General features: G+C 59.7%; 16 protein-coding genes and 1 riboswitch. Of the genes, 2 read left to right on the plus strand and 14 right to left on the minus strand.

All coding sequences use genetic code 11. The annotated features are described in order from the left end of the window. Positions 1-118: 118 nt before the first annotated feature. Positions 119-290, plus strand: a riboswitch (FMN riboswitch). Positions 291-392: 102 nt separating this feature from the next. After that, positions 393-902 (plus strand): 6,7-dimethyl-8-ribityllumazine synthase, encoded by a 510-nt coding sequence (locus tag ACA075_RS22715; protein WP_007943897.1) that lies wholly within the window; start codon positions 393-395, stop codon positions 900-902. 121 nt (positions 903-1,023) lie between these two features. Here ACA075_RS22715 and astE read toward each other — a convergent pair whose 3' ends face one another. The 7 genes from astE to ACA075_RS22750 all read right to left on the minus strand — a co-directional run bounded on the left by astE (position 1,024) and on the right by ACA075_RS22750 (position 8,892). Next, a complete protein-coding gene (gene astE, locus ACA075_RS22720) occupies positions 1,024-2,034 on the minus strand; it encodes a succinylglutamate desuccinylase (RefSeq protein WP_497295478.1) in 1,011 nt (336 codons plus the stop codon). A 12-nt stretch (positions 2,035-2,046) separates the two neighbouring features. Next, a complete protein-coding gene (locus ACA075_RS22725; protein WP_010457234.1) occupies positions 2,047-2,334 on the minus strand; it encodes a hypothetical protein in 288 nt (95 codons plus the stop codon). Between the two features lie 20 nt (positions 2,335-2,354). Then, positions 2,355-3,701, minus strand: a complete 1,347-nt coding sequence (astB, locus tag ACA075_RS22730; RefSeq protein WP_010457236.1) for an N-succinylarginine dihydrolase — start codon at positions 3,699-3,701, stop codon at positions 2,355-2,357. A gap of 161 nt (positions 3,702-3,862) precedes the next feature. Then, on the minus strand, positions 3,863-5,332 hold the full coding sequence (gene astD, locus ACA075_RS22735; protein WP_219097192.1) for a succinylglutamate-semialdehyde dehydrogenase: 1,470 nt from the start codon (positions 5,330-5,332) through the stop codon (positions 3,863-3,865). Continuing rightward, positions 5,329-6,354, minus strand: a complete 1,026-nt coding sequence (astA, locus tag ACA075_RS22740) for an arginine N-succinyltransferase (protein WP_219097186.1) — start codon at positions 6,352-6,354, stop codon at positions 5,329-5,331. The genes astD and astA overlap by 4 nt, the downstream gene beginning before the upstream one ends. Positions 6,355-6,424: 70 nt before the next feature. Continuing rightward, complete coding sequence (gene aruF / locus ACA075_RS22745) at positions 6,425-7,444, minus strand: arginine/ornithine succinyltransferase subunit alpha (protein WP_497295479.1); 1,020 nt, start codon at positions 7,442-7,444, stop codon at positions 6,425-6,427. Positions 7,445-7,671: 227 nt separating this feature from the next. After that, complete coding sequence (locus ACA075_RS22750; protein ID WP_497295480.1) at positions 7,672-8,892, minus strand: aspartate aminotransferase family protein; 1,221 nt, start codon at positions 8,890-8,892, stop codon at positions 7,672-7,674. Positions 8,893-9,178: 286 nt separating this feature from the next. On the opposite strand from ACA075_RS22750, the gene ACA075_RS22755 reads away from it, so the two are divergent. Beyond that, on the plus strand, positions 9,179-14,044 hold the full coding sequence (locus ACA075_RS22755) for a dermonecrotic toxin domain-containing protein (protein ID WP_497295482.1): 4,866 nt from the start codon (positions 9,179-9,181) through the stop codon (positions 14,042-14,044). A gap of 1 nt (position 14,045) precedes the next feature. Here the strand turns inward: ACA075_RS22755 and ACA075_RS22760 are convergent, their stop codons facing one another. The 7 genes from ACA075_RS22760 to acs form a co-directional block, all read right to left on the minus strand. Then, positions 14,046-15,026: a GlxA family transcriptional regulator gene (locus ACA075_RS22760; protein WP_010457247.1), complete on the minus strand. Its 981-nt coding sequence runs from the start codon at positions 15,024-15,026 to the stop codon at positions 14,046-14,048. Between the two features lie 245 nt (positions 15,027-15,271). Next, positions 15,272-16,036 (minus strand): ABC transporter ATP-binding protein, encoded by a 765-nt coding sequence (locus tag ACA075_RS22765; protein ID WP_008154324.1) that lies wholly within the window; start codon positions 16,034-16,036, stop codon positions 15,272-15,274. A gap of 27 nt (positions 16,037-16,063) precedes the next feature. Further along, the gene (locus tag ACA075_RS22770) at positions 16,064-17,176 is read right to left on the minus strand and encodes a M14 family metallopeptidase (protein WP_497295484.1); all 1,113 of its coding nucleotides are present in this window, start codon (positions 17,174-17,176) and stop codon (positions 16,064-16,066) included. A 1-nt stretch (position 17,177) separates the two neighbouring features. Further along, entirely contained in the window at positions 17,178-17,876 is a 699-nt protein-coding gene (locus ACA075_RS22775; protein ID WP_219097189.1) for an ABC transporter permease, read from the minus strand. Next, entirely contained in the window at positions 17,873-18,562 is a 690-nt protein-coding gene (locus ACA075_RS22780) for an ABC transporter permease (RefSeq protein WP_010457254.1), read from the minus strand. The genes ACA075_RS22775 and ACA075_RS22780 overlap by 4 nt, the downstream gene beginning before the upstream one ends. 91 nt (positions 18,563-18,653) lie before the next feature. Further along, complete coding sequence (locus tag ACA075_RS22785; RefSeq protein WP_010457256.1) at positions 18,654-19,427, minus strand: ABC transporter substrate-binding protein; 774 nt, start codon at positions 19,425-19,427, stop codon at positions 18,654-18,656. A 700-nt stretch (positions 19,428-20,127) separates the two neighbouring features. Then, the gene (gene acs / locus ACA075_RS22790) at positions 20,128-22,083 is read right to left on the minus strand and encodes an acetate--CoA ligase (protein ID WP_497295487.1); all 1,956 of its coding nucleotides are present in this window, start codon (positions 22,081-22,083) and stop codon (positions 20,128-20,130) included. Positions 22,084-22,573 lie beyond the last annotated feature (490 nt).

The following is a 22,573-nucleotide window of genomic DNA, read 5'->3' on the forward strand; positions in this document are numbered from 1 at the left end:
CGTGAATGAAAAGACCCGTCAAGCGAGCGAAAAAGTCGATAGCAATCATCAGATAGCAGCAATGCACGGCTCGGAAATATGTGTTAAAAACGCTTCGCCGCCAAACAATCTGGCGGCAAAACGTTCTCAGGGCGGGGTGCAACTCCCCACCGGCGGTAATTGTGCGCAATGTGCATAGCCCGCGAGCGCTTGGTGACAGACACGGTTTCGGCGGTGTCTGGCGGCAAGGTCAGCAGACCCGGTGTGATCCCGGGGCCGACGGTCATAGTCCGGATGAAGAGAGAACGGGATTGGCGCCAAAGGGCCGTCCGCGGGCATTCGTGCGAGCGTGCGTACCCTTAAATCCCATTCGATTCATATGCCCTGTTTTTTACATAAACAGGAGTCAGAACATGCAACCCACCGCAATCGATAGCAAAAGCAAAAACCATCAGGGCGAGCGCGTTGCGTTCATCCAGGCCTGCTGGCACAAGGAAATTGTCGACCAGAGCCGTAAAGGCTTCGTTGCCGAAATGATTGCTCAGGGTTATCAGGAATCGGAGATCGATTTCTTCGAAGTCGGCGGCGCCTTTGAAATTCCACTGCACGCCAAGCTGCTGGCCAAGTCCGGCCGTTATGCCGGCATCGTCGCGGCAGGCCTGGTGGTCGACGGCGGCATCTACCGTCACGAATTCGTCGCCCAGTCGGTGATCAGCGGCCTGATGCAGGTTCAGCTGGAGACCGAAGTGCCGGTGTTCTCGGTGGTTTTAACCCCGCACCACTTCCATGCCGGCGAAGAGCATCAGAAGTTCTTCTTCGAGCATTTCGTGCATAAAGGCCAGGAAGCGGCGAAGACCTGTGCGGATACGCTGCACAAGATGCGTGCGTTGCGTCGCAGTGAGCCACGCGCGGTAGCCGTCTAAACACCGGACATAACTGTGGGAGCTAGCCTGCTGGCGATAGCGGAGTATCAGTCGACAACTAGGGTGACTGACACATTGCAATCGCTAGCAGGCTAGCTCCCACATTGGTTTTGCGGTGAATTCAGGCGAGGTTTTCGTCGGTAGTCGGCACGATCAGGATGCCGGCACGCAGGCCGTTCTTGACCTTGGGGTTCGGGAAAATAATCCGGGCGCCCTTCTCTTCGATGATCCAGCGGGTCTGGGCGATGTCCTCGGCCAGCACGTAACCCACGTCCAATTCCGAAAAGTTCTCGATGTCCGCCGGCAGGTTCAGGCGGAAGCTATCGCTGTGCTTGATGATTTCGCGCGCCACGCTGAACAACTGCAAACCGTCCAGGCCTTCGTCGGTCACCGAAGGCTCGTTGCCTTCGATGATCTGCTGGAGGCGGGTCTCAAGCAGCGAGACGTTCACTCCGTCGTTCTGCCCAAACGGCCGCGCCTTGCCCAGTTCAAGGGTAAAAGACTCGGCACCGAGTTTGTCGTAGGTGTAGGAGCTGAACACGATCGACGGCTTGTTTTGCAGCAGCACCGCTTCCATACCGGCAGCACGCAAACGGGCCAGCTCGAGGCGTGAATGCTGGCGCCCTTCTTTCCAGGGATACAACGCGAACTGCTCGATTTTCGAGCCACGAATCGCGGTGTGCAGGTCGTAATGCAGACGGCTACGGTCCGGCAGGCTGAAAAAACTCGCCGCCAGCCGCTCCAGTTCACAGGCGCGCAGGGCTTCGGAGCCGCTGGTTTGTTCGTGACGGCCGTTGAACAGCCGATTGACGTCCTGCTCGATGAAGCGATCGCCTTTGCGAATTGCTTCCGGGTTGCCGAACAGGAACAGAATACGTGCGCGCGGTTTCAAGTCGCCGCGGGCGATGTCATGCAACAGGCGATCGAGCAGCTCGATCGGCGCTGTTTCGTTGCCATGGATGCCTGCCGACAGGAGCAGGTCCAGGCCATTGTCGCGAGCTTCAGGCGGCCGGACTTCCAGCGCGCCTTCGCTCAACCAGCGCATGCGCACGCCTTCGACAGTCAGTTGAGTCTTCTCCGCCGGTTCGCGGCCGGCGAGGGTCAGTTCAAGCAGTTTGCCGAGGGCGAGCATAGAGCGGTTTCCTTAGTGGTCGTGTGCGCAATCCGGGCCGTGCACGTGGTCTTCGTCGCCGACTTCAGCCGGTTCCATTTCCAGTTGCAGACTTACCAGATTAGTCGCCAATGGGCGCAGCAGCAGGTTTGCGTATTCAGCGTCACCTTCTTCAACGTCCACGCCGATCAGCAGTTGGCCGCGGCCGTCCTGCTGGATCCACAGCTCTTTGCCTTGCCACAGGACCGCGACGCGGGTGCAGGAAGTTTCCAGTTGCGTGCCGTCGGTGTCTTCAAGGATCAGCTGCAGGGTATCGCTCATGTTTTTTACGCTCTCGACGTTCAATTGATCTGGAAAGGATAAACCGCGCCCAGTTTAAGGATTTGCGTCAGTTCATCCAGTGCCGTCCGGCACTCAAGCAGCAATTGCGGGTCCGCCAGGTCGGTTTCGGCCATGCGGTCGCGGTAGTGCTTGTCGACCCATTCGGTCAACGTGCCGTACAACGGTGCCGTCATGATAACCCCTGGGTTGACCGCCGCCAGTTCGGTTTCATTCAGTGCGACACGTAACCGCAGGCAAGCCGGGCCACCGCCGTTCTGCATACTTTGTTTCAGATCGAAAACCTTCACTTCGCGGATCAGGCCGCCGGAGCTGGTCAAACCTTGCAGGTATTGCCAGACGCGTTCGTTGCCACGGCATTCTTCCGGCACGATCAACAGCATCGAACCGTCGGGACGAGTCAGCAGTTGGCTATTGAACAGGTAGGAGCGGACGGCGTCTTCGACGGTGACGGCTGAACGCGGTACGCAGATTGACTGGAATTTCCCACCGACTTTTGCGAGTTTGCCCTGCAATTCAGCGAGCATCTGCTCGGTGTCGAGGAACGCGTCCTCGTGATAGAACAGCACCTCGCCGTTACCCACCGCAATCACGTCGTTGTGGAACACGCCCTGATCGATCACCGAAGGGTTCTGCTGGGCGTAGACCACGCCGTCATCGCTCAAGCCGTGCAGGCGAGCAACGGCTTGCGAGGCTTCGAGGGTCTGGCGCGCCGGGTACTTCTGGGGTGCCGGGTAGCGGGTGTCGAACGCACTGCGACCGAACACGAAGAACTCGACGCCGGCTTCACCGTATTCACGGCAGAAACGGGTGTGGTTCGCCGCGCCTTCGTCGCCGAACTGCGCCACCGCCGGCAAGGCGGCGTGGTGAGCGAAGTGCTTCTGATCAGCGAACATCGCGCCCAGCACGCGGCTGGTGGTCGGGTGTTCGATGCTGCGGTGGTATTTGCAGTTGAGGTTGGCGGCGGTGAAATGCACGCGACCGTCGGCGGTGTCGGCACTCGGGCTGACCGTGGCGGCGTTGGCCACCCACATGCTCGACGCCGAGCAACTGGCGACCAGCAATGGCATCGCGTCTTTAGCTGCTTTCTCGATCACTTGAGCGTCGGTGCCGCTGAAGCCCAGGCGGCGCAGGGCGGCTACGTCTGGACGTTCCTGGGGTGCCAGAACGCCTTGCTGAAAGCCCATTTCCATCAGCGCTTTCATTTTCGCCAGGCCTTGCAGCGCAGCTTCCTTCGGGTTCGAAGACTGCTGGCTGTTGCTCTGGGACGCGACGTTGCCGTAGGACAAACCGCCGTAGTTATGGGTCGGCCCCACTAGACCGTCAAAGTTGACTTCATAGGATTTCATCAGCGAGGCTCCACGAGAATCTGTTGTTATGGCTTCAGTAACTATTCAGTAAGGCCGCGTCGCGGCCATCGCCAGCAGGCTGGCTCCCACAGTGATTGGGTCGTACACAAAATGTGTGGACACCACCGAACCTGTGGGAGCCAGCCTGCTGGCGATGGGCATCACGCCATCTTCACGCCAGGCGTAAGCGATGCAGGCAACACCAGGCTCGGGGTTTCGAGCGACGCCACCGGGTACGCGCAGTAATCTGCGGCGTAGTAGGCGCTGGCGCGGTGGTTGCCCGAGGCGCCGACACCGCCGAATGGCGCGCTGCTCGCGGCGCCGGTCAGCTGCTTGTTCCAGTTGACGATACCGGCACGGCTTTCCAGCCAGAACTGCTGATAACGCGCTTCGGAATCCGACAGCAAGCCAGCCGCGAGGCCATAGTCCGTGTCGTTGGCTTCAGCAATCGCCGCTTCAAAATCAGCGTAGCGGATCACTTGCAGCAGCGGGCCGAACAGCTCCTCGTCAGGACGATCGGCGACAGCCGTCACGTCCAGGATGCCCGGTGTCAGCAACGCGGCTTGCGCCTGAGGTTGAGTCATTTCCAGGAGTGCCACGGCGCCATTGGCCAGCAGGTGTTCTTGCGCATCCATCAGCGCTTTCGCAGCACCGAGGGAAATCACCGACCCCATGAACGGTGCCGGTTGCTGATCAAACGCACCGACTTCAATCGTCGAGCTGACCGCCACCAGACGCGCCAGCAAGGTATCGCCCCAGGCGCCCTGCGGCACCAGCAAGCGACGGGCACAGGTGCAACGTTGGCCGGCGGAAATGAATGCCGACTGGATGATGGTGTAAACGGCAGCATCGAGGTCCGCAACCTGATCCACCACCAGCGGGTTGTTACCGCCCATCTCCAACGCGAGGATCTTGTCCGGACGACCGGCGAATTGCTGGTGCAGGTGATTGCCGGTGCGGCTCGAACCGGTGAAGAACAAGCCGTCGATGCCCGGATTTGCCGCCAGGGCGATACCGGTTTCGCGAGCGCCTTGCAGCAGGTTCAGCACGCCTGCCGGCAGGCCTGCTTCGATCCAGCATTTAACCGTCAGCTCGGCGACTTTCGGGGTCAGTTCGCTGGGTTTGAACAGCACGCTGTTACCCGCCAGCAGCGCCGGAACGATGTGCCCATTCGGCAAGTGGCCCGGGAAGTTGTAAGGCCCGAACACCGCCACCACGCCGTGTGGCTTGTGGCGCAGCACGGCGGTGGCGTCGCCCAGCGGGCCGCTCTTCTCGCCGGTACGCTCGCGGTAGCTCTGCACCGAGATCGCAATCTTGTTGACCATGCTGGTCACTTCGGTCGCCGATTCCCACAACGGTTTACCGGTTTCCTCACCAATGGTGCGGGCCAGTTCGTCAGCGTGGTTTTTCAGCGCGGCGGCAAAGGCTTCAAGCACGGTAATGCGCTCGTCCAGGGTGCGACGGGCCCAGCCCGGAAACGCCTGACGAGCAGCCTGCACGGCCGACTCAACCTGAGCGGCGGTCGCGCCCTCGCCGGTCCACAGCACTTGCTGGGTCACCGGGTTCAGCGACTGGAAAGCTTCGCCCTGACCGGCCAGCCATTCACCTGCGATGTATAGCGAATTCATTATTTCGACTCCCTGGCAGCAGACAACGGAACGGCGCGCACTTGATCGCCGGCGTTGAGTTGAAGACGTTTGGCGGTCAGCGGATCGACGACCAACGTACCGGCGGCGAAACGTGCTGGCGCGGCAGTGATCCGGCAGTCTTCGCGCTTGCGGTTGTGAATCAGGAACGGTGTAGCGTCATCACCTGGTGTGCCGATGGCCAACACCAGTGCCTGGCTGTCGCGCACTGCGCGGATCTTGCCGGTTTCGCACTCGACCGCAGGGCCGGCGTCGAAGATGTCGACGTAGCCTTGGTAGCTGAAACCTTCGCTCTTGAGCATGGCCAGCGCCGGCTCGGTGTCCGGGTGAACCTGACCGATGACGTTGCGCGCGTCTGGCGACAGGAAGCAGGTGTACAGCGGGAATTTCGGCATCAATTCGGCGATGAACGCCTTGTTGCCCACGCCGGTCAGGTAATCGGCCTGGCTGAATTCCATCTTGAAGAAGTGACGGCCCAGGCTCTCCCAGAATGGCGAGCGCCCGGCTTCGTCGGACACGCCGCGCATCTCGGCAATGATCTTGTTGCCAAACAGCTGCGAGAACTCGGCGATGAACAGCATCCGCGCCTTGGCCAGCATGCGGCCGTTGAGGCCCGTGCGGTAATCGGCGTGGAGGAACAGCGAGCACAATTCAGAGTTGCCGGTCAGGTCGTTGGCCAGGAACAGCGTCGGAATCTCGCGGTAGATGTTCAGCTCTTGCGAGGCGCTGACCGTCAGGCCGACCCGGAAGTTGTACCAGGGCTCACGCAGGCCGACAGCGCCGGCGATGGCGGAAATGCCCACCACGCGGCCGTCGTCGTCTTCGAGCACGAACAGGTAGTCTGCATCGCCCCGCCCGGCTTCACCGCGAAAGGTCTTCTCGGCCCAGCCGACCCGATGGGCCAGACGTTCTTCGTTGGCCGGCAAGGTGGTCAGGCCGGTGCCGGTGCTGCGGGCCAGGTCGATCAGAGCGGGTAAATCGCTGCTGCGTACAGGACGAACGATCATGCTATCTCCTCAAACGGGCCGCTTGCGCCACCCGCGAAACTTCGCTGCTTTCTAAACACTCAAGCAGTCGTTAAACCGCCACCAGGCGCACGCTCGCACCTTCACCGACGCCCAGGGCTTCGGCCGCTTCCAGATCCAGGGTCACGGGTTTGCCCGGCGCGTAATCGAGTTCGAGCAATACCGCGCGGTAATCCTGCAACTGGGCGTTGGCCACCAGGTACTGACGTCCGACGCCTTTGACCGCCTCGCCAATTTTCACCGGTACCACACGGCTCTGGGCAATCGAACGAATCCCGGAAACGCGGGCATGTAACGTCGGGCCGCCGTCGAAAATGTCGATGTAGTGATCGGTCTCGAAGCCTTCGCGCATCAGGATGTCGAAGGTGATCTGTGCGCGTGGGTGCACCTGGCCCATTGCTTCTTGAGCGGTGTCCGGCAGCAAAGGCACGTAGATCGGGTAATGCGGCATCAGCTCGGCGAGGAAGGTCCGGCTCTTCAGACCGCACAGACGCTCGGCTGCGGCGTAATTGAGGTCGAAGAAGTTGCGACCGATCGCGTCCCAGAACGGTGAATCGCCATTTTCGTCGCTGTAACCGACGATCTCGGTCACCACGGAATCGGCAAAACGCTCCGGATGGCTGGCGACGAACAGCAGACGACCACGGGAATTGAGCTCGGCCCACGGCGAACCCACCAGCTCGCGCTGCACGTAGAAACTGGTAAGCAAGCTGTTGCCGGTCAGGTCATGGCACTGCGAGAGCACGTGAATCTTGTTATGAATCTTCAGCTCGCGGGAGGCGTGCACGAAGGTTTCATTACGGAAGCTGTAGAACGGCTCGGAGTAACCGGCGGAGGCAACGATTGCAGAGCAACCGACCAATTTTCCGGTCACCGAGTCTTCGAGGACGAAGAAATAGCTTTCTTCACCGTTGAAGCTGACTTCAGCGGAAAACGAGGCTTCGCTTGCGGCGATCTTGTCGCTCAGGCGTTCAACGTCATCCGGCAAGGAAGTGACACCAATCGGGCTGTCCGCAGCCAGACGCTGTACCTCGCCCAGATCAGCCATTTGCGCGGGGCGCATCACCAGCATGGTGTCACTCCTTAATCTCAGAACTTACAGAAGAAAAAATCCCGGGCCACCCTGAAACAACTCAGAGTCAACTGTGGGAGCTAGCCTGCTAGCGATATCGTCCTGTCAGGCAACAATGATGTTGGCTATCAGGCCCTCATCGCTAGCAGGCTAGCTCCCACACTTTTGATCCAGCCCGAAACAAAAATTTGGATCGACGCCTGAAATGCCAGGCGCCGAAGGGTCTATCAGGCTTGCGTCAGCTTGGCCACGGCGCGTTCGAAGCGGTCCAGGCCCTCGTCGATATCGGCGTCTTCAACCACCAGGCTTGGCGCGAAACGCACCACGTCCGGGCCGGCTTGCAGAATCATCAGGCCTTCACGTTCGGCGGCGTTGAAGATGTCTTTGGCCTTGCCTTTCCAGGCATCGCTCAGCACGCAACCAATCAACAGGCCCATACCGCGGACCTTGGTGAAGATGGCGTATTTCTCGCCGATCTGCTCCAGGCGCGCCTTGAACTTGTTGTGCTTGGCCTTTACGCCGGCCAGCACTTCAGGGGTGTTGACCACGTCGATCACCGCTTCCGCGACCGCGCACGCCAGCGGGTTGCCGCCGTAAGTAGTGCCGTGAGTGCCAACGACCAGGTGTTTGGCCAGGTCTTCGGTGGTCAGCATCGCCGCGATCGGGAAACCACCGCCCAGGCTCTTGGCGCTGGTCAGGATGTCCGGGACCACGCCGTAATGCTGATAGGCGAACAGATGGCCGGTACGACCCATGCCAGTCTGCACTTCGTCGAAGATCAGCAGCGCGTTGTGCGCGGTGCACAGATCACGGGCGCCTTGCAGGTACTCAAGTTCAGCCGGGATCACACCGCTCTCGCCCTGGATCGGCTCCAGGACCACGGCGCAGGTCTTGTCGGAAATGGCGGCTTTCAAAGCGGCCAGATCGTTGTACGGCACGTGGGTGATACCGGTGATCTTCGGACCGAAGCCATCGGAATACTTCGACTGGCCACCGACGTTCACGGTGAACAGAGTACGGCCGTGGAAGCTGTTGAGCGCGGCGATGATTTCGTACTTCTCGCTGCCGAACCGATCAAAACCGACGCGACGGGCCAGCTTGAAAGCGGCCTCGTTGGCTTCGGCGCCGGAGTTGCAGAAGAAAGCACGCTCGGCAAAGGTGGCGTTGATCAGCTTATGCGCCAGGCGCAAGGCCGGCTCATTGGTGAACACGTTGGACACGTGCCACAGCTTGTTCGCCTGCTCGGTCAAGGCACCGACCAGCGCCGGGTGCGCATGGCCCAATACGTTAACGGCAATCCCGCCGGCGAAGTCGATCAGCTCGCGGCCAGACTGGTCCCAGACACGGGAACCGGCACCACGCACAGGAATGAATGCGGCAGGCGCGTAGTTGGGAACCATTACCTGGTCGAAATCGGCGCGTTCTACCGCAGCGTGCTCAACGGACATCGGAGTCTCCTGAAGAGGAACACTCGCCGGAAACTGGCGAGCGATGGGGGGATTGTAAGGACAGTTTTAAGCCCGGCCTTGCCGCCAAGCGACAACTTCTTATAGCGCAAACCCCGGTTTTTCCCGGGTTTACGGCAATGCGACATATAGGGTCGCAAAGGCGCAGTTTAAACTGCCGGCACAGGTTAAAGGCAGGCTTGTCGAGTGGTGCGGTAAATATGTACCGCACCAGACCCGTCATCGTCTGTTTTGCTGGCGACTCATCCAAACGCTAAGGGAATAGCGCATGAGTCGACACGAAAACGATCGCCCCTCTAATGCCACCGGCAATGAATTCGCCACGCAGCCGGACGATCACTACCATCACCTGTTCAACAATCTGCCGACCTGGGTATTGGAAGCATCGGCCACCACACGCGACGCCCTCAAAACCGCCTCGCTTGCCACGCCGTACTGGCACGCCACAGCGACATCCCTCCAACACCAGTCGCTGAAAAGGCTCAGCCAGGAACACTGGACCCAGCGAAATCGCCTGGACTCAACGCTGTCGAAACTGCAAAGCGCACGCGCCTTCGCCGAACCTCTCCTAAGCGAAGCCTTGAACAGCCGATTTGATCTGGAACTGGACGTCAACACCACTTTCCTGCGCCTGTACATCCCGCAAACCGTGCCCTGGTTCGGAATCAAGACGGGCGCCGCACGCACCTGGACCGTGTCGCTGCTCGACGCCGTCCTGCATAACTTTCAGGAATCGGAAATGGCGGCTGAGGCTTACGAGCCCGCCTCGACATTCATTACCGAACCATCGCCCGCAGGGCAGTTCGATACGCTGCCCGCGGTCAAACAGAAACTGACCGTCGCAGCCTTTGTGCGGCTGTGCCGGGAACTGGACATCGGCGCCCGGTACAACAAGTACCTCAAAGACAACCTGGGGCTGACCAACCCGGTGGCTGGCGCGGTGTTGAAAGCGAAGGTGATCAGCTCGCACAAAACGGCACTCAAAGCGGCGCTGCAAATGGCCCATATCCGCAAGGACATTCCAGATGACGCCTATCACTCGATCCTGCGTCTTGTGGAAGGACGTTCCGGGGCGCGCCTTAATGGCCAACCGCTGTACGGCCATGACCTGACTATCATGTCTTCCTCCCTGACCGGGATTGTCATTTTCGCGCCGAGCCTGGAGCGCGCCCGTAAGGGAACACGGATCATTGCCTACATTCCCGACGATCCAGAGCATCCACTCAAGGAATACCCGAACACTCTGGCGTTCATGACCGAACTGACCCGCAAGCTGCGCGCCCCGGCCTACCAGGCGTTCTTCAGCCGCTTTGTCGAGCACAAGGAAAGGGGCCATTTTTTTGCTGATCTCAACCTTCGTCTGCAGCGCGTGACCTGGCATCAGCACACGCGTGGCGACCCACTGCCGAGCTGGCGTGAAACGCCCATCGACAGGCCCAACCTGCGGTTTTCGATGACGCCGTTCAACGCTGACCTGTGGAATCATCTCTATCAGCGACAACTGAACAAAATCCTCAACGATGCCAGCACGCTGGCCGTCTCCACCGCCTCTGCCGACCGAAACGCACGATGGGCATCGTGGGACGCCTTCAGCAAAGTGGCATCGATACTCCTTGAAATCGCGACGTTCGTGGCATTGCCGTTCGTCCCGCTTCTCGGCGAAGTGATGCTGGGTTACATGGCCTACCAGTTACTCGATGAAACGTTCGAAGGCATTGTGGAGTTGGCCGAAGGCCTGAAAAAAGAGGCCGTCGGGCATCTGATCGCACTCGCTGAAACAGTGGTTGAGGTGGGCACATTCGCGGTGGGGGGTGCGATCGCTGCCGGCGCCTTCAGCCGTTTGCTTTCACGCGAAACGGTCACGTTGGTCGACTCGCTGAAACCCGTCACAACGCCGAAAGGAAAAATCCGCTACTGGAAGCCGGATCTGACCCCTTACGAACACGCACAGAGCCTGCCCGAAGGCGCAAAACCCGATCAGCTTGGACTCTATCGCCATGGGACAAAGACGCTGCTGCCCCTGGAAGGAAAACTGTATGCCGTGAAACCCGACGGCACATCCGGCGCGTTTCAGATCGAGCACCCAACCCGCGCCGATGCTTATCAGCCTTCTTTACTGCACAACAACCACGGCGCCTGGCACACCGAGCTGGAGCAACCGCTGGAGTGGGATCGGGAAACGGTCATGCGTCGTCTCGGCCAGGATGTCGAGTCGTTCAGCAACGCCGAGCGCGAGCAGGTCCTGCGGGTCAGCGGTTTTCACGACAACGCCGTGCGCGAGATGCATGCCGAACATTACCGTCCGCCTTCGCTGCTGACCGACACGATCAAGCGCTTCAAGATCAACCAGGACATCGACACCTTTATCGAGCAGATCGGCAGTGAGCAACCCGAGCACTATCGAAAAGCCGACGTGACCCTGCAACATCAACTGCTGAGCGGCTACGACGCCTGGCCTGTCGACACGCCGATGCCGACCCCGCAAGCCCAAACATCAGCCTTCAGACAGCGGACCGCCGAACTCGCCCGCAATTTCCGCAAATCGCTGTTCGATCTACGCTATCGCGCACTGGAAAAAACCGATGACCTGCACGTCCAGCGGCTGCTCGATGACGTAAAGGGACTACCCACCGATATCGCCGAGGAACTGGTGAGCAATGCGTCCGGCACCGAACTGAAACAGTTGCACTCCGGCCGCACACCCCAGCGACACAAGGATGCTGCGCTCAAAGCCATGGAAGCCGTGCGCGCGAGCCGGGCCAGTGAAGGCTTTTATTCCGAAGCGCTGGACACCACCGACACCCACCGACTGGCCTTGCAAAGCCTGAACTCACTGCCCGATTTGCCAGCCGAGTTGCGTATCGAAGTGCGGGACTACTCGGCCGAGGGGACGTTGCGCGACAGCATTGGCCAGGCCGATGCGCCCATTCAAAAAACACTGGTTCGTGCTGAAGACGGGACTTACCAGGTTCACCAAGACGATGGTTCGACGCCGGGTGATTTTTATCAGGCCCTGTTCCAGGCACTGCCGGATGCGCAACGCAACAAGCTGAACCCTTCGATCGCAGACGCCCGGGCACTTAAACAGCGCATCGCCGAACACGCGCTGGAGCAACCGGGTTTACGCAGGCTGTTCGCCAAAAATCCCCATCGAAAACCGTTCTATGACCCGACCACCATGCGCCTGCCCGGTGGTGCCGAGGGCTACAGTCGAATCAACCGCGAGACACCGACGCTCAACGACCGGGTTCGCGAGGTTTACCCCAACCTGCCTCCGGAAGAAATGCAGTCCATTGTTCAGGGACTGCAACTTCATCCCGATGGCGCTCGCGTGGAACTTTCACGTTTGAGGAGGGAATTGGCCCGACTGCATCAGGACCTGCGCGTCTGGGTCAGTGACTCACCCACTGCCCATCCTGAAACCGGGCGCCCGCTCAGCGAGCTGGAGCAACACGCCGAGCGAAACAATCGCCGTTTGCTGGCCCAGGAAATCCAGCGCAGCTGGCGGCGACAGTCCGACCGGGATTTCGACACACCGGAGGGGGTGACCCAATATGTGCTCAGGTTTGCAGAGCCGATCCTCGGTGACTTGCCGTCACTGAATGCCGACTTCAGCCATGTATCGCTGCTGTCCCTGGAAGGTACCCGCAGCGCGCAAGGCATTCCCGTGTTTCTACAGGGTTTCAGCGGGCTGCGCCGCCTGGAGTTGCGCCGCTTTTCCCTGGCCACCCTCCCCGACCCCATCAGTCGAATGCCAGACCTTCACGCCTTGGTGTTAAGCGATTGCGGCATCACGGTCGACGCCGCCGCTTGGTCGAAACTGACGTCATTGAACAAACTGGCCATGCTGGACCTGTACAAAAATACGTTTGAAACCCTGCCGCGTATCGACACGATGATCGAGCTGGAGCACCTGGACCTGAGCGATACCCGCCTGACAGGGATTCCGGCCAGCCTTCTACAACACCCGAAGCTTGAAACCCTCTTGTTGATGAACAACCGCATCAGCGAGTTGCCTGCCGGGTTATTCGAGAGTTCGCTGTACGACAAGCGCGGCCTGCACCTCACACACAACCCGCTTTCGAACAGCGCCCGAGAATTGATCAAACAACACCACTTCGAGACCGCCTACGACATGGGTGTCTTTGCCCCCGAGGCCGATGTTGATCGGGTCAAGGCGCTGTACCCCAGCATGGAAGTCGAGCAGGCAAGCGAGTTCGTCTACGAATTGCCGGGAAGCCTGGAGGATGGCCGCACCTATCTGACGCGCCTTGAAGAAGAGCTCACCCAACTGAAAAATGATTTGTCTGCCTGGACTGCCGATGTTCCGGACCGGCACCCCGTGACAGGCGAAGCGTTCAGCGCCGACCAACTCGCTGCCGAGCACGCCAACCGAGACGAATTCAAGCAGGCACTTGAGAAGTGTTGGCAGCGTGAGTCTGAACTGGATGATTTCAACGACACACTTGAGCCGACGTTCGAACTCAGGGTTCGTCCGGTCATCAATGGAGAACTGCCGACCCTGAGTGCAGACTTCAGCCATGTTTCCGCGCTGGAGGTGCACAGTGCCCAGGGCGCTACACGACTGGGGCGTTTCCTCGAATCCTTTGCCAACCTCAAGAGCCTGAGGCTGCGCGAGTGTGACCTCGGTGACATTCCCGATTCGGTCTTCAATATGGGGCGACTGCGCACGCTGTCGCTTCCCGATTGCCGGGTCAGCTTGTCGGCAGAGACGGCAAGTGCATTGGCGGGAATGGAGCAGCTGGATTACCTCGACCTGGGCTTCAACCCGCTGGGGCGCACGCCGGATCTAAGCCAAATGCCCGAACTGTCGACCGTGCTGCTCAACGACGCCGGCATCACTGAAATACCCGATGGCCTGCTTCATCTGACGGATCTGGACTGGGTCGACCTGAGCATGAATGCGATTACCGAGGTGCCGAGCGACCTGCTGGAATTGCCAGTGGAGGTGGCTGAAAACATCACCTTGAGAGGCAATCCGTTTTCGGAGGAAAGCCTTGCGCGACTGGTCCGCTACTTTGAACTGACCCGTGCGGATTTTGGCGTGGACGAGGTCATCAACCGAGGTGAAATGCAGGTGTCCACCTCAGAGGGTTCCGAGATCGACGAGTAAATCAGCCGCGCTCGGACGGCACCGACGACAACTCGAATGGACTGCTGCTGCGCCGCTGGTTGCGATCTTCCCGCGGCGTGGCGCCGAAGAAGTTGCGATAGGCGCTGGAGAAGTGCGGCCCCGAAGAGAAGCCACACGACAGGCCGATCTGGATGATCGACTTGCTGGTTTGCATCAACATCTGCCGGGCCTTGTTCAGGCGCAGTTCCAGGTAGTACTGGCTCGGCACGCGGTTGAGGTATTGCTTGAAGATCCGCTCCAGCTGTCGACGGGACACGCACACGTGTTGGGCGATTTCGTCGGTGGTCAGCGGTTCTTCGATGTTGGCTTCCATCAGCAACACCGCCTGGGTGAGCTTCGGATGACTGGAACCGAGGCGGTTCTGCAGTGGAATGCGCTGGCGTTCACCGCCCTCGCGGATACGCTCGACCACCAGTTCTTCGGAGACAGCACCTGCCAGTTCGGCGCCGTGATCACGAGCCAACACCGCCAGCAACAGATCGAGAACCGACAGGCCGCCACACGCGGTCAATCGATCGCGATCCCAATCGAACAGGTGGCTGGTGGCGATGACTTTGGGGAAACGTTCGGCGAAATCGTCCTGCCAGCGCCAATGCACGGCAGCGCGATAACCGTCGAGCAAACCCAATTGCGCCAATGGGTAGACACCGGCGGACAAACCGCCGATCACGCAACCGGCGCGCACCAGTTGTTTCAGCGAACTGCTGAGCGCCGGCGCGAGGGTGGTCGGCGGCTCATCGGCGAGCAGAAACAGTTTCTGGAAGTTTTCGAGCTTGCCGGCCCACGGCTCACCCGGCAATTGCCAGGCGCCTTCGGTCGGTGGCTCGGCCTGCAAAAACGACAATTCGTAGACAACATCCGGATGCACACGCTGGGCAACACGCAAGGCCTCCTCAGCCAGCGCAAGCGTCAGTGCTTTAGTGCTGGGCCAAATCAGGAAACCAATTCGATGGGCAGTCATGGAGGGCAATCCGAAACGAAAACAGTGATGAAGGCATGGGCCAATGCTAGCCCGTAAATGAACGCATATCTCAAAACCGATGGAGATCAAACTGTGAGAGCTGGCCTGCCAGCGATGGCGGCGTGTCTGTGCCAGAGATGCAAACTGGCCCAGAGCTATCGCTGGCAGGCCAGCTCCCACAGTAATCGGGGTCAGCTTCTAGGTTGCGAAGCATGCACTATCCCGGTGCGCAACGGGAGTTCGGTTTACTTCAAGCTGCCCGAGAGGAATTGTTGCAGACGTTCAGACTGTGGATTGACCAGCACTTCACGCGGGTTGCCGCTTTCTTCAACGACGCCTTTGTGCAGGAACACCAGCTGGTTCGACACTTCACGGGCGAAGCCCATTTCGTGCGTCACCACGACCATGGTCCGGCCTTCCAGCGCCAGGGCCTGCATCACCTTCAGTACGTCGCCAACCAGTTCCGGGTCGAGGGCCGACGTCGGTTCGTCGAACAGCATCACCTCAGGCTCCATCGCCAACGCACGGGCAATCGCCACGCGCTGCTGCTCGCCGCCGGACATGTGGCCCGGGTAAGCGTCTTTACGATGGGCCACGCCCACCTTGTTCAGGTAGTGCTCGGCTTTTTCACGAGCCTCGGCCTTGGACATGCCCAGCACGTGAACCGGCGCTTCCATGATGTTTTCCAGCGCGGTCATGTGCGACCACAGGTTGAAATGCTGGAACACCATCGACAGGCGCGAACGCATGCGTTGCAGCTGTTTCGGGTCGGCCGCCTTCAGTGCGCCGTCCTTGTTGGCTACCAGTTTCAGCTCTTCGTTGTTGAGCAGAATCTTGCCCGCGTGCGGCTGCTCGAGCAGGTTAATGCAGCGCAGGAAAGTACTTTTGCCGGAGCCACTGGAGCCGATGATGCTGATCACATCGCCAGCCGCCGCTTTCAGGGACACGCCCTTGAGCACTTCGTGACTGCCATAGCGTTTATGCAGGTCTTGGACTTCAAGTTTGTACATGCGGTCGGTTCTCACAAAAACAGTCAGTCAGTCGTTGAGCAAGCGCCCGTGACGCAGCGCTTCGCGCCCCGCCACCTTGGCCAGCCAGAAACCGGGTTGGGCATAACGCAGCCGTTCAATGGCAAACAGCACCCCGGACGTACCAGCACACACCGTGCTGACCCGATCCGCTAACGGATCGATCACTTCGAAAATCTCGTCGCCGGCTTCGATCCACTCACCGGGTTTACGCAAAAAGCTGATCACGCCCGGATGCGGCGCGAACAGCAATTCGGTGCCTTCGAACGGCATGCCTTCGCACGCCTCTTGCGCAGGCTTGGGCCATTCGCCGCTGATCAAGCCTTGCTCGGCGAGGAACGCCAGAATGCCTTCGGCGTAAGCCTCGGCGTCCGCGCGACCGGTGTCGGCCTGACCACCCAGTTCAATGGTAGTCGCCAGGCACGCCAGTGGAATCTGCGCATCAGGAAACTGACGCGACAAACGCAGCCACGGCAGCGAGCACGCCTCGTCAAAGGAACTGCCGCCGGAATCTTCCGCCAGCAGCCCCACTTTCACATTCAGGTGCGCGGCCAGCGAACGCCATTGCGGCCAGTGTTGCGGCAAGGCGTACATGTGCAGCGCCGCTTCGGCATCGCAATGCAAATCCAGCACGACATCAGCGGTGCAAGCGTGGCTGAGCAAGATGCGCTGCATGCCTTGCAACTGGCTCGTGGCCGGCGGCAACGCGGCCAGCGCATCGCTCATGGCCTGACGGATCAAGCGGATATTGGCGTGAGGATCATCGCCCAGGCGCCCTTCAAGCTCAGCGGCCACTGGCGCGCTCAGCTCGACGAAATCCCGGTTGAAGTTCTTGCCACTGCCCGCTTCGAAACGACCTTGATGGCTGCCTTGGAGCAATTGACCGAGGCCCAGTGGATTGGCCACCGGCACCAGTTCGATCACGCCGTTGAGCAAGCCTTGGGCTTCGAGTTTGGCCAGGCGCTTTTTCAGCTCCCAGGCCGTCCGCATTCCCGGCAATTCATCGGCGTGGAGGCTGGCCTGGATGTAGGCCTTGCGCTCGCCACTACCAAAGCGGAACACCGAAATCTGGCGTTCGCTGCCCAGATGGTTCCACGGCAATGAATGATCGATGCGTTCCATATCAGTGCTTCCGCGGGGCCAGATAGCCCAGCCAGCGGCGCTCGGCCAGTTTGAACAGCTTCACCAGAATGAAGGTCAGGCACAGGTAGAACACGCCGGCCGTGATGTACGCCTCGAACGGCAAGTAGAACTGGGCGTTGACCGTGCGCGCGGCACCGGTGATGTCGATCAGGGTCACGATGGACGCCAGACTGGTGGTCTGCAACATCATGATCACTTCGTTGCTGTACTGCGGCAGCGCCCGGCGCAGGGCCGATGGCAGCAGGATGCGCTTGTACATCTTGTAGCGCGACATGCCCATGGCCTTGGCCGCTTCGATCTCGCCGTTCGGCGTGGCGCGCAGGCTGCCGGCGATGATTTCAGCGGTGTAGGCGCTGGTGTTGATCGCAAAGGCCAGGCACGCACAGAACGTCGCGCTGGACAGCCACGGCCACAAGAAGCTTTCACGTACCGCTTCGAACTGCGCCAGACCGTAGTAGATCAAGAACAGCTGCACCAGCATCGGCGTGCCGCGGATCACGTAGGTGTAAAGCCAGGCCGTCATGTTGACGACGGCATTCTTGGAGACGCGCATCAAGCCCAGCGGCAAAGCGCACAGCAAGCCGAAAAACAGCGACAGCGCGAGCAATTTGAGGGTGGTCAACAGGCCGCCGAAGTACAGCGGCAAGGCCTCCCAAATGACGTTGTAGTCGAAGATCATAGATCAGCCGCCCTTACGCCTACCGAGTAGCGCTTCTCAAGGTGACGCAATGCCAGCAACGAGACACTGGTAATCACCAGGTACATCGCCGCCACTGCGAGGAAGAAGGTAAAAGGCTCGCGGGTGGCGTCTGCCGCCTGCTTGGCCTTGAACATCATGTCTTGCAGACCCACCACCGAAATCAGCGCAGTGGCCTTGGTCAGTACCAGCCAGTTGTTGGTGAAGCCCGGAATCGCCAGACGGATCATCTGCGGCACCAATACCCGGAAGAACACCTGGAAACTGCTCATGCCGTAGGCCATGCCGGCTTCGGCTTGCCCCTTGGGGATCGCCATGAAGGCGCCGCGGAAGGTTTCCGACAGGTACGCACCGAAGATGAAGCCCAGGGTGCCGATACCGGCGGCCAGCGGGTTCAGGTCGATGTAGTCGTCAAAGCCGAGCATCGGCGCGACGCGGTTGAGCAGGTCCTGACCACCGTAGAAAATCAGCAGGATCAGTACCAGATCGGGAATACCGCGGATCACCGTGGAATACAGGTCGCCCAGCCAGGCCAGCCAGCGAACCGGCGACAGACGCAATGCAACGCCGATCAGGCCCAGAAAGATGGCCAGGACCATGGAGGACAAGGCGAGCTGAAGCGTCAGCCATGCGCCATCGAGGATGACAGCCCCGTAGCCTTTCAACATGATTCAGGTCCTCGAATGTTGGGATGAAAAAATGGCGCAAACCTCAGAGATCCTGTTGCTTGCGCCATTTCGGACTTGTCGCCGGGACGTGTTACTTGCCGTAGATGTCGAAGGCGAAGTATTTGTCCTGGATTTGCTTGTACTTGCCGTTCTCGCGAATGGCAGCGATCGCGGTGTTGATCTTGTCTTTCAGCGCGTCGCCCTTGCGAACCGCGATACCCACGCCGTCGCCGAAGTATTTGACGTCGGTGAAGGCCGGGCCAACGAAGGCGAAACCTTTGCCGGCGTCGGTTTTCAGGAAACCGTCATCCAGCAGCGTAGCGTCTGCCACGGTGCCGTCGAGGCGACCAGCAGCCACGTCGAGGTAGATTTCGTTCTGCGAACCGTAAGGCTTGATCTCGGCACCCAGCGGGGCCAGGACTTCACGGGCGAAACGCTCGTGGATCGAACCACGTTGCACGCCAATATTCTTGCCCTTCAGCTCGGTCAGGCCTTCGCTGACTTGAGTGCCGGCCTTCATGACCAGGCGCGCCGGGGTGTTGTAGTACTTGTTGGTGAAGTCCACGGATTTCTTGCGGTCTTCAGTGATCGACATGGACGACAGGATCGCGTCGATCTTGCGCACTTTGAGCGCCGGGATCAGACCGTCGAACTCTTGCTCGACCCACGTGCACTTGACCTTCATCTCTTCGCACAGGGCATTGCCGATGTCGTAGTCGAAACCAACGATGCTGCCGTCCGGCGCTTTGGACGCGAACGGAGGGTAAGCCGCTTCGATACCGATTTTCAGAGGTTTTTCATCAGCGAAAGTCGGCAGGGACAGCACGGACAGTGCCAGGGCGCCAAGCAGCACGAGTTTCTTCATCTTGGGACTCCATCGGTAAAGGGCTAAAACGGCAGAGTGAGCGACAGCCCAATATGCGAATGAGTGGAACCGGAAAGCGATGCTGCGTCGTAGGAATCACGCGCTTTTTTCAACGCGAGCCACAACGAGCGAGTGATCGGCATTCTAACGACAGGCCCGAAGCCGATATTTCTTCAATGCGACAACTAATTACAGATGCACTGAGAAAGCCGTTTGAGCGCGTTGACAGCCCTGCAAATTCATGCAAGAGCAAAAGACAGTGAACCGATCACTGCTGCAAATTGCGGGCCTATTATTGGCAAACCCTTCTAATCCGGCAAGCGCAGCGTTGTGTCTTATTTTTTGAATGGGCTGGAGAGGCCCGAGAGTGGGGGCTGGCGTTTCCCAATGCCCCGTCTCGGAGCGCGCGGTTACACATTCAGTTACTTGAAGGGTGGCGGGTAACAGTGGGAAAGCGCCTACAAGTGAAGCCGATAATTATTGGGCGTTGTTTATTGAGTGCCTGACAGATCGCCATCGCTAGCAGGCTAGCTCCCACAGAGGGAACTGCGCTCGGTTCAAATTGTGAATCCACTGGAGATCCTTGTGGGAGCTAGCCTGCTAGCGATGAGGCCCGGCCGGCCAACACAAAAACCCAGACAGCAAAAAGCCCCACCAGGCTCAACACCGGGCGGGGCTTCGATGACTCAGGAACGCCAGGTTAAGCGACGTTCATGATCTTGTGCTCATCAATCAAATGCTGCACCACACCCGGATCCGCCAAGGTGGAGATATCACCCAACCCATCGTATTCGGCGGTCGCAATCTTGCGCAGAATCCGGCGCATGATCTTGCCCGAACGGGTTTTCGGCAGCCCCGGTGCCCACTGGATCACGTCCGGCGAAGCAATCGGGCCGATCTCTTTACGCACCCAGTTCTTCAGCTCAAGGCGCAGTTGCTCGCTCGGCTCTTCGCCACCGATCAACGTGACGTAGACATAAATGCCCTGGCCCTTGATGTCGTGCGGCACACCGACCACGGCAGCTTCGGCAACTTTCGGGTGAGCAACCATCGCGCTTTCGATCTCGGCGGTGCCCATGCGGTGGCCGGACACGTTGAGCACGTCGTCCACGCGCCCGGTGATCCAGTAGTAACCGTCTTCATCGCGACGTGCGCCGTCACCGGTGAAATACATGCCACGGAAGGTCTTGAAGTAGGTGTCGACGAAGCGGTCATGGTCGCCGTACAGCGTGCGCGCCTGGCCTGGCCACGAATCGAGAATCACCAGGTTGCCCTCGGCCACGCCTTCGATGATGTTGCCCAGGTTGTCGACCAACGCTGGCACCACACCGAAGAACGGACGTGCCGCCGAACCCGGCTTGAGGGCGTGAGCGCCCGGCAGCGGGCTCATCATGTTGCCGCCGGTTTCGGTCTGCCACCAGGTGTCGACGATCGGGCAACGGGACTTGCCCACATTCTTGTAGTACCAGTCCCAGGCTTCCGGGTTGATCGGCTCACCCACCGAACCGAGCAGGCGCAAACTGCTGCCATCAGCACCTTCAACAGCGGCTTGACCCGACGCCATCATCGCGCGGATCGCGGTGGGCGCGGTGTAGAGGATGTTGACCTTGTGCTTGTCGACGATCTTCGCCACCCGGGTGATGTCCGGATAGTTCGGCACGCCTTCGAACAGCAGCGTGGTCGCGCCATTGGCCAATGGGCCGTAGACGATATAGCTGTGGCCGGTGACCCAGCCGACGTCGGCGGTGCACCAGTAGATTTCGCCCGGGCGGTAGTCGAACACGCGCTCGTGGGTCATGGCGGCGTACAGCAGGTAACCGCTGGTGGTGTGCTGAACGCCCTTGGGCTTACCGGTGGAACCGGAGGTGTAAAGGATGAACAGCGCTTCTTCGGCGCCCATCTCTTTCGGCGCGCAGACACTGCCCGCCACTTTCATCAGGTCTTCGTACCAGATGTCGCGGTGCTGGTTCCACTTGATGTTGCCACCGGTGCGTTTGCACACGATGACCTTCTGGATGCTGCTGGTTTCCGGATTGGTCAGCGCGTCGTCGACGTTGGTCTTGAGCGGGATTTTCTTGCCGGCACGAATGCCTTCGTCAGCGGTTATCACCACTTTGGATTTGCAGTCGATGATGCGACCGGCCAGGGCTTCCGGCGAGAAACCACCGAACACCACCGAGTGAATCGCGCCGATCCGGGTGCAGGCCAGCATGGCGACCACGGCTTCGGGGATCATCGGCATATAGATAGTCACCACGTCGCCGCGGTGTACATCCTGGCCGCGCAAGGCGTTGGCGAACTTGCAGACTTGTTCGTGCAGCTCGCGGTAGGTGATGTTGCGACTTTCGGCAGGGTCATCCCCTTCCCAAATGATCGCGACTTGATCGCCGCGCTCGGCCAGATGACGGTCGAGGCAGTTGTAGGAAACGTTCAGCGTGCCGTCGGCGAACCATTTGATGTCGACATGGTGATCGTCGAAGGAGGTCTGCTTCACCGTGGTGAAAGGCTTGATCCAGTCGAGGCGCTTGGCTTGCTCGCGCCAGAAGCCGTCCGGGTTGACGACCGACTGCTGGTACATGGCTTTGTAGGTTGCCTCGTCAGTCAGCGTATTGGCCAGAACCTCGGGACGAACGGGATACAGAGAAGCCGCACTCATCTTTCTTACCTCGGTGGAATAGTTGTTTTTGTATGACCCCAGTTGTAGCCGGGCCGGGCCTATAGAACCATTCGACGATGGTAGTAACAAGCCCCTACAAAATGTCTTGAATATCCCGCGAGCCCAACTTCCCCGCGTCTTCCAGGTAATTCCAGAGCCCAGCCATAAACCGACTTGTAGCAGCTGGCGAAGCCTGCGTTCGGCTGCGCAGCAGTCGTAAAATCAGAAATTGCGATATGTCAGGAAAAAAGCGTTTAGCAGGATTTACGACTGCTGCGCAGCCGAACGCAGGCTTCGCCAGCTGCTACAGGCCGTGCGTCGCTAGCTGCTTCTCTCAAGGATTGTTACGAAATCTGTCAAAGGTGTTTATCAAAACCCCACCTATATGAATGCACCCCCCACGCCTAAAATCCGCCTCGCCAACAAGGCAACGTGATTAACCAAGTTGCAGCCCCCACGAAGGCCGTTAATCCAAGACTCTTTAATCAAG

This window comes from Pseudomonas sp. LBUM1663 (assembly GCF_059695905.1).

Bases quoted from the DNA above. Each gene is read 5' to 3' on its own strand.
- ACA075_RS22715 (WP_007943897.1), top strand. From the start codon at position 393: ATGCAACCCACCGCAATCGATAGCAAAAGCAAAAACCATCAGGGCGAG.
- astE (WP_497295478.1), bottom strand. From the start codon at position 2,034: ATGCTCGCCCTCGGCAAACTGCTTGAACTGACCCTCGCCGGCCGCGAA.
- ACA075_RS22725 (WP_010457234.1), bottom strand. From the start codon at position 2,334: ATGAGCGATACCCTGCAGCTGATCCTTGAAGACACCGACGGCACGCAA.
- astB (WP_010457236.1), bottom strand. From the start codon at position 3,701: ATGAAATCCTATGAAGTCAACTTTGACGGTCTAGTGGGGCCGACCCAT.
- astA (WP_219097186.1), bottom strand. From the start codon at position 6,354: ATGATCGTTCGTCCTGTACGCAGCAGCGATTTACCCGCTCTGATCGAC.
- aruF (WP_497295479.1), bottom strand. From the start codon at position 7,444: ATGCTGGTGATGCGCCCCGCGCAAATGGCTGATCTGGGCGAGGTACAG.
- ACA075_RS22750 (WP_497295480.1), bottom strand. From the start codon at position 8,892: ATGTCCGTTGAGCACGCTGCGGTAGAACGCGCCGATTTCGACCAGGTA.
- ACA075_RS22755 (WP_497295482.1), top strand. From the start codon at position 9,179: ATGAGTCGACACGAAAACGATCGCCCCTCTAATGCCACCGGCAATGAA.
- ACA075_RS22760 (WP_010457247.1), bottom strand. From the start codon at position 15,026: ATGACTGCCCATCGAATTGGTTTCCTGATTTGGCCCAGCACTAAAGCA.
- ACA075_RS22765 (WP_008154324.1), bottom strand. From the start codon at position 16,036: ATGTACAAACTTGAAGTCCAAGACCTGCATAAACGCTATGGCAGTCAC.
- ACA075_RS22770 (WP_497295484.1), bottom strand. From the start codon at position 17,176: ATGGAACGCATCGATCATTCATTGCCGTGGAACCATCTGGGCAGCGAA.
- ACA075_RS22775 (WP_219097189.1), bottom strand. From the start codon at position 17,876: ATGATCTTCGACTACAACGTCATTTGGGAGGCCTTGCCGCTGTACTTC.
- ACA075_RS22780 (WP_010457254.1), bottom strand. From the start codon at position 18,562: ATGTTGAAAGGCTACGGGGCTGTCATCCTCGATGGCGCATGGCTGACG.
- ACA075_RS22785 (WP_010457256.1), bottom strand. From the start codon at position 19,427: ATGAAGAAACTCGTGCTGCTTGGCGCCCTGGCACTGTCCGTGCTGTCC.
- acs (WP_497295487.1), bottom strand. From the start codon at position 22,083: ATGAGTGCGGCTTCTCTGTATCCCGTTCGTCCCGAGGTTCTGGCCAAT.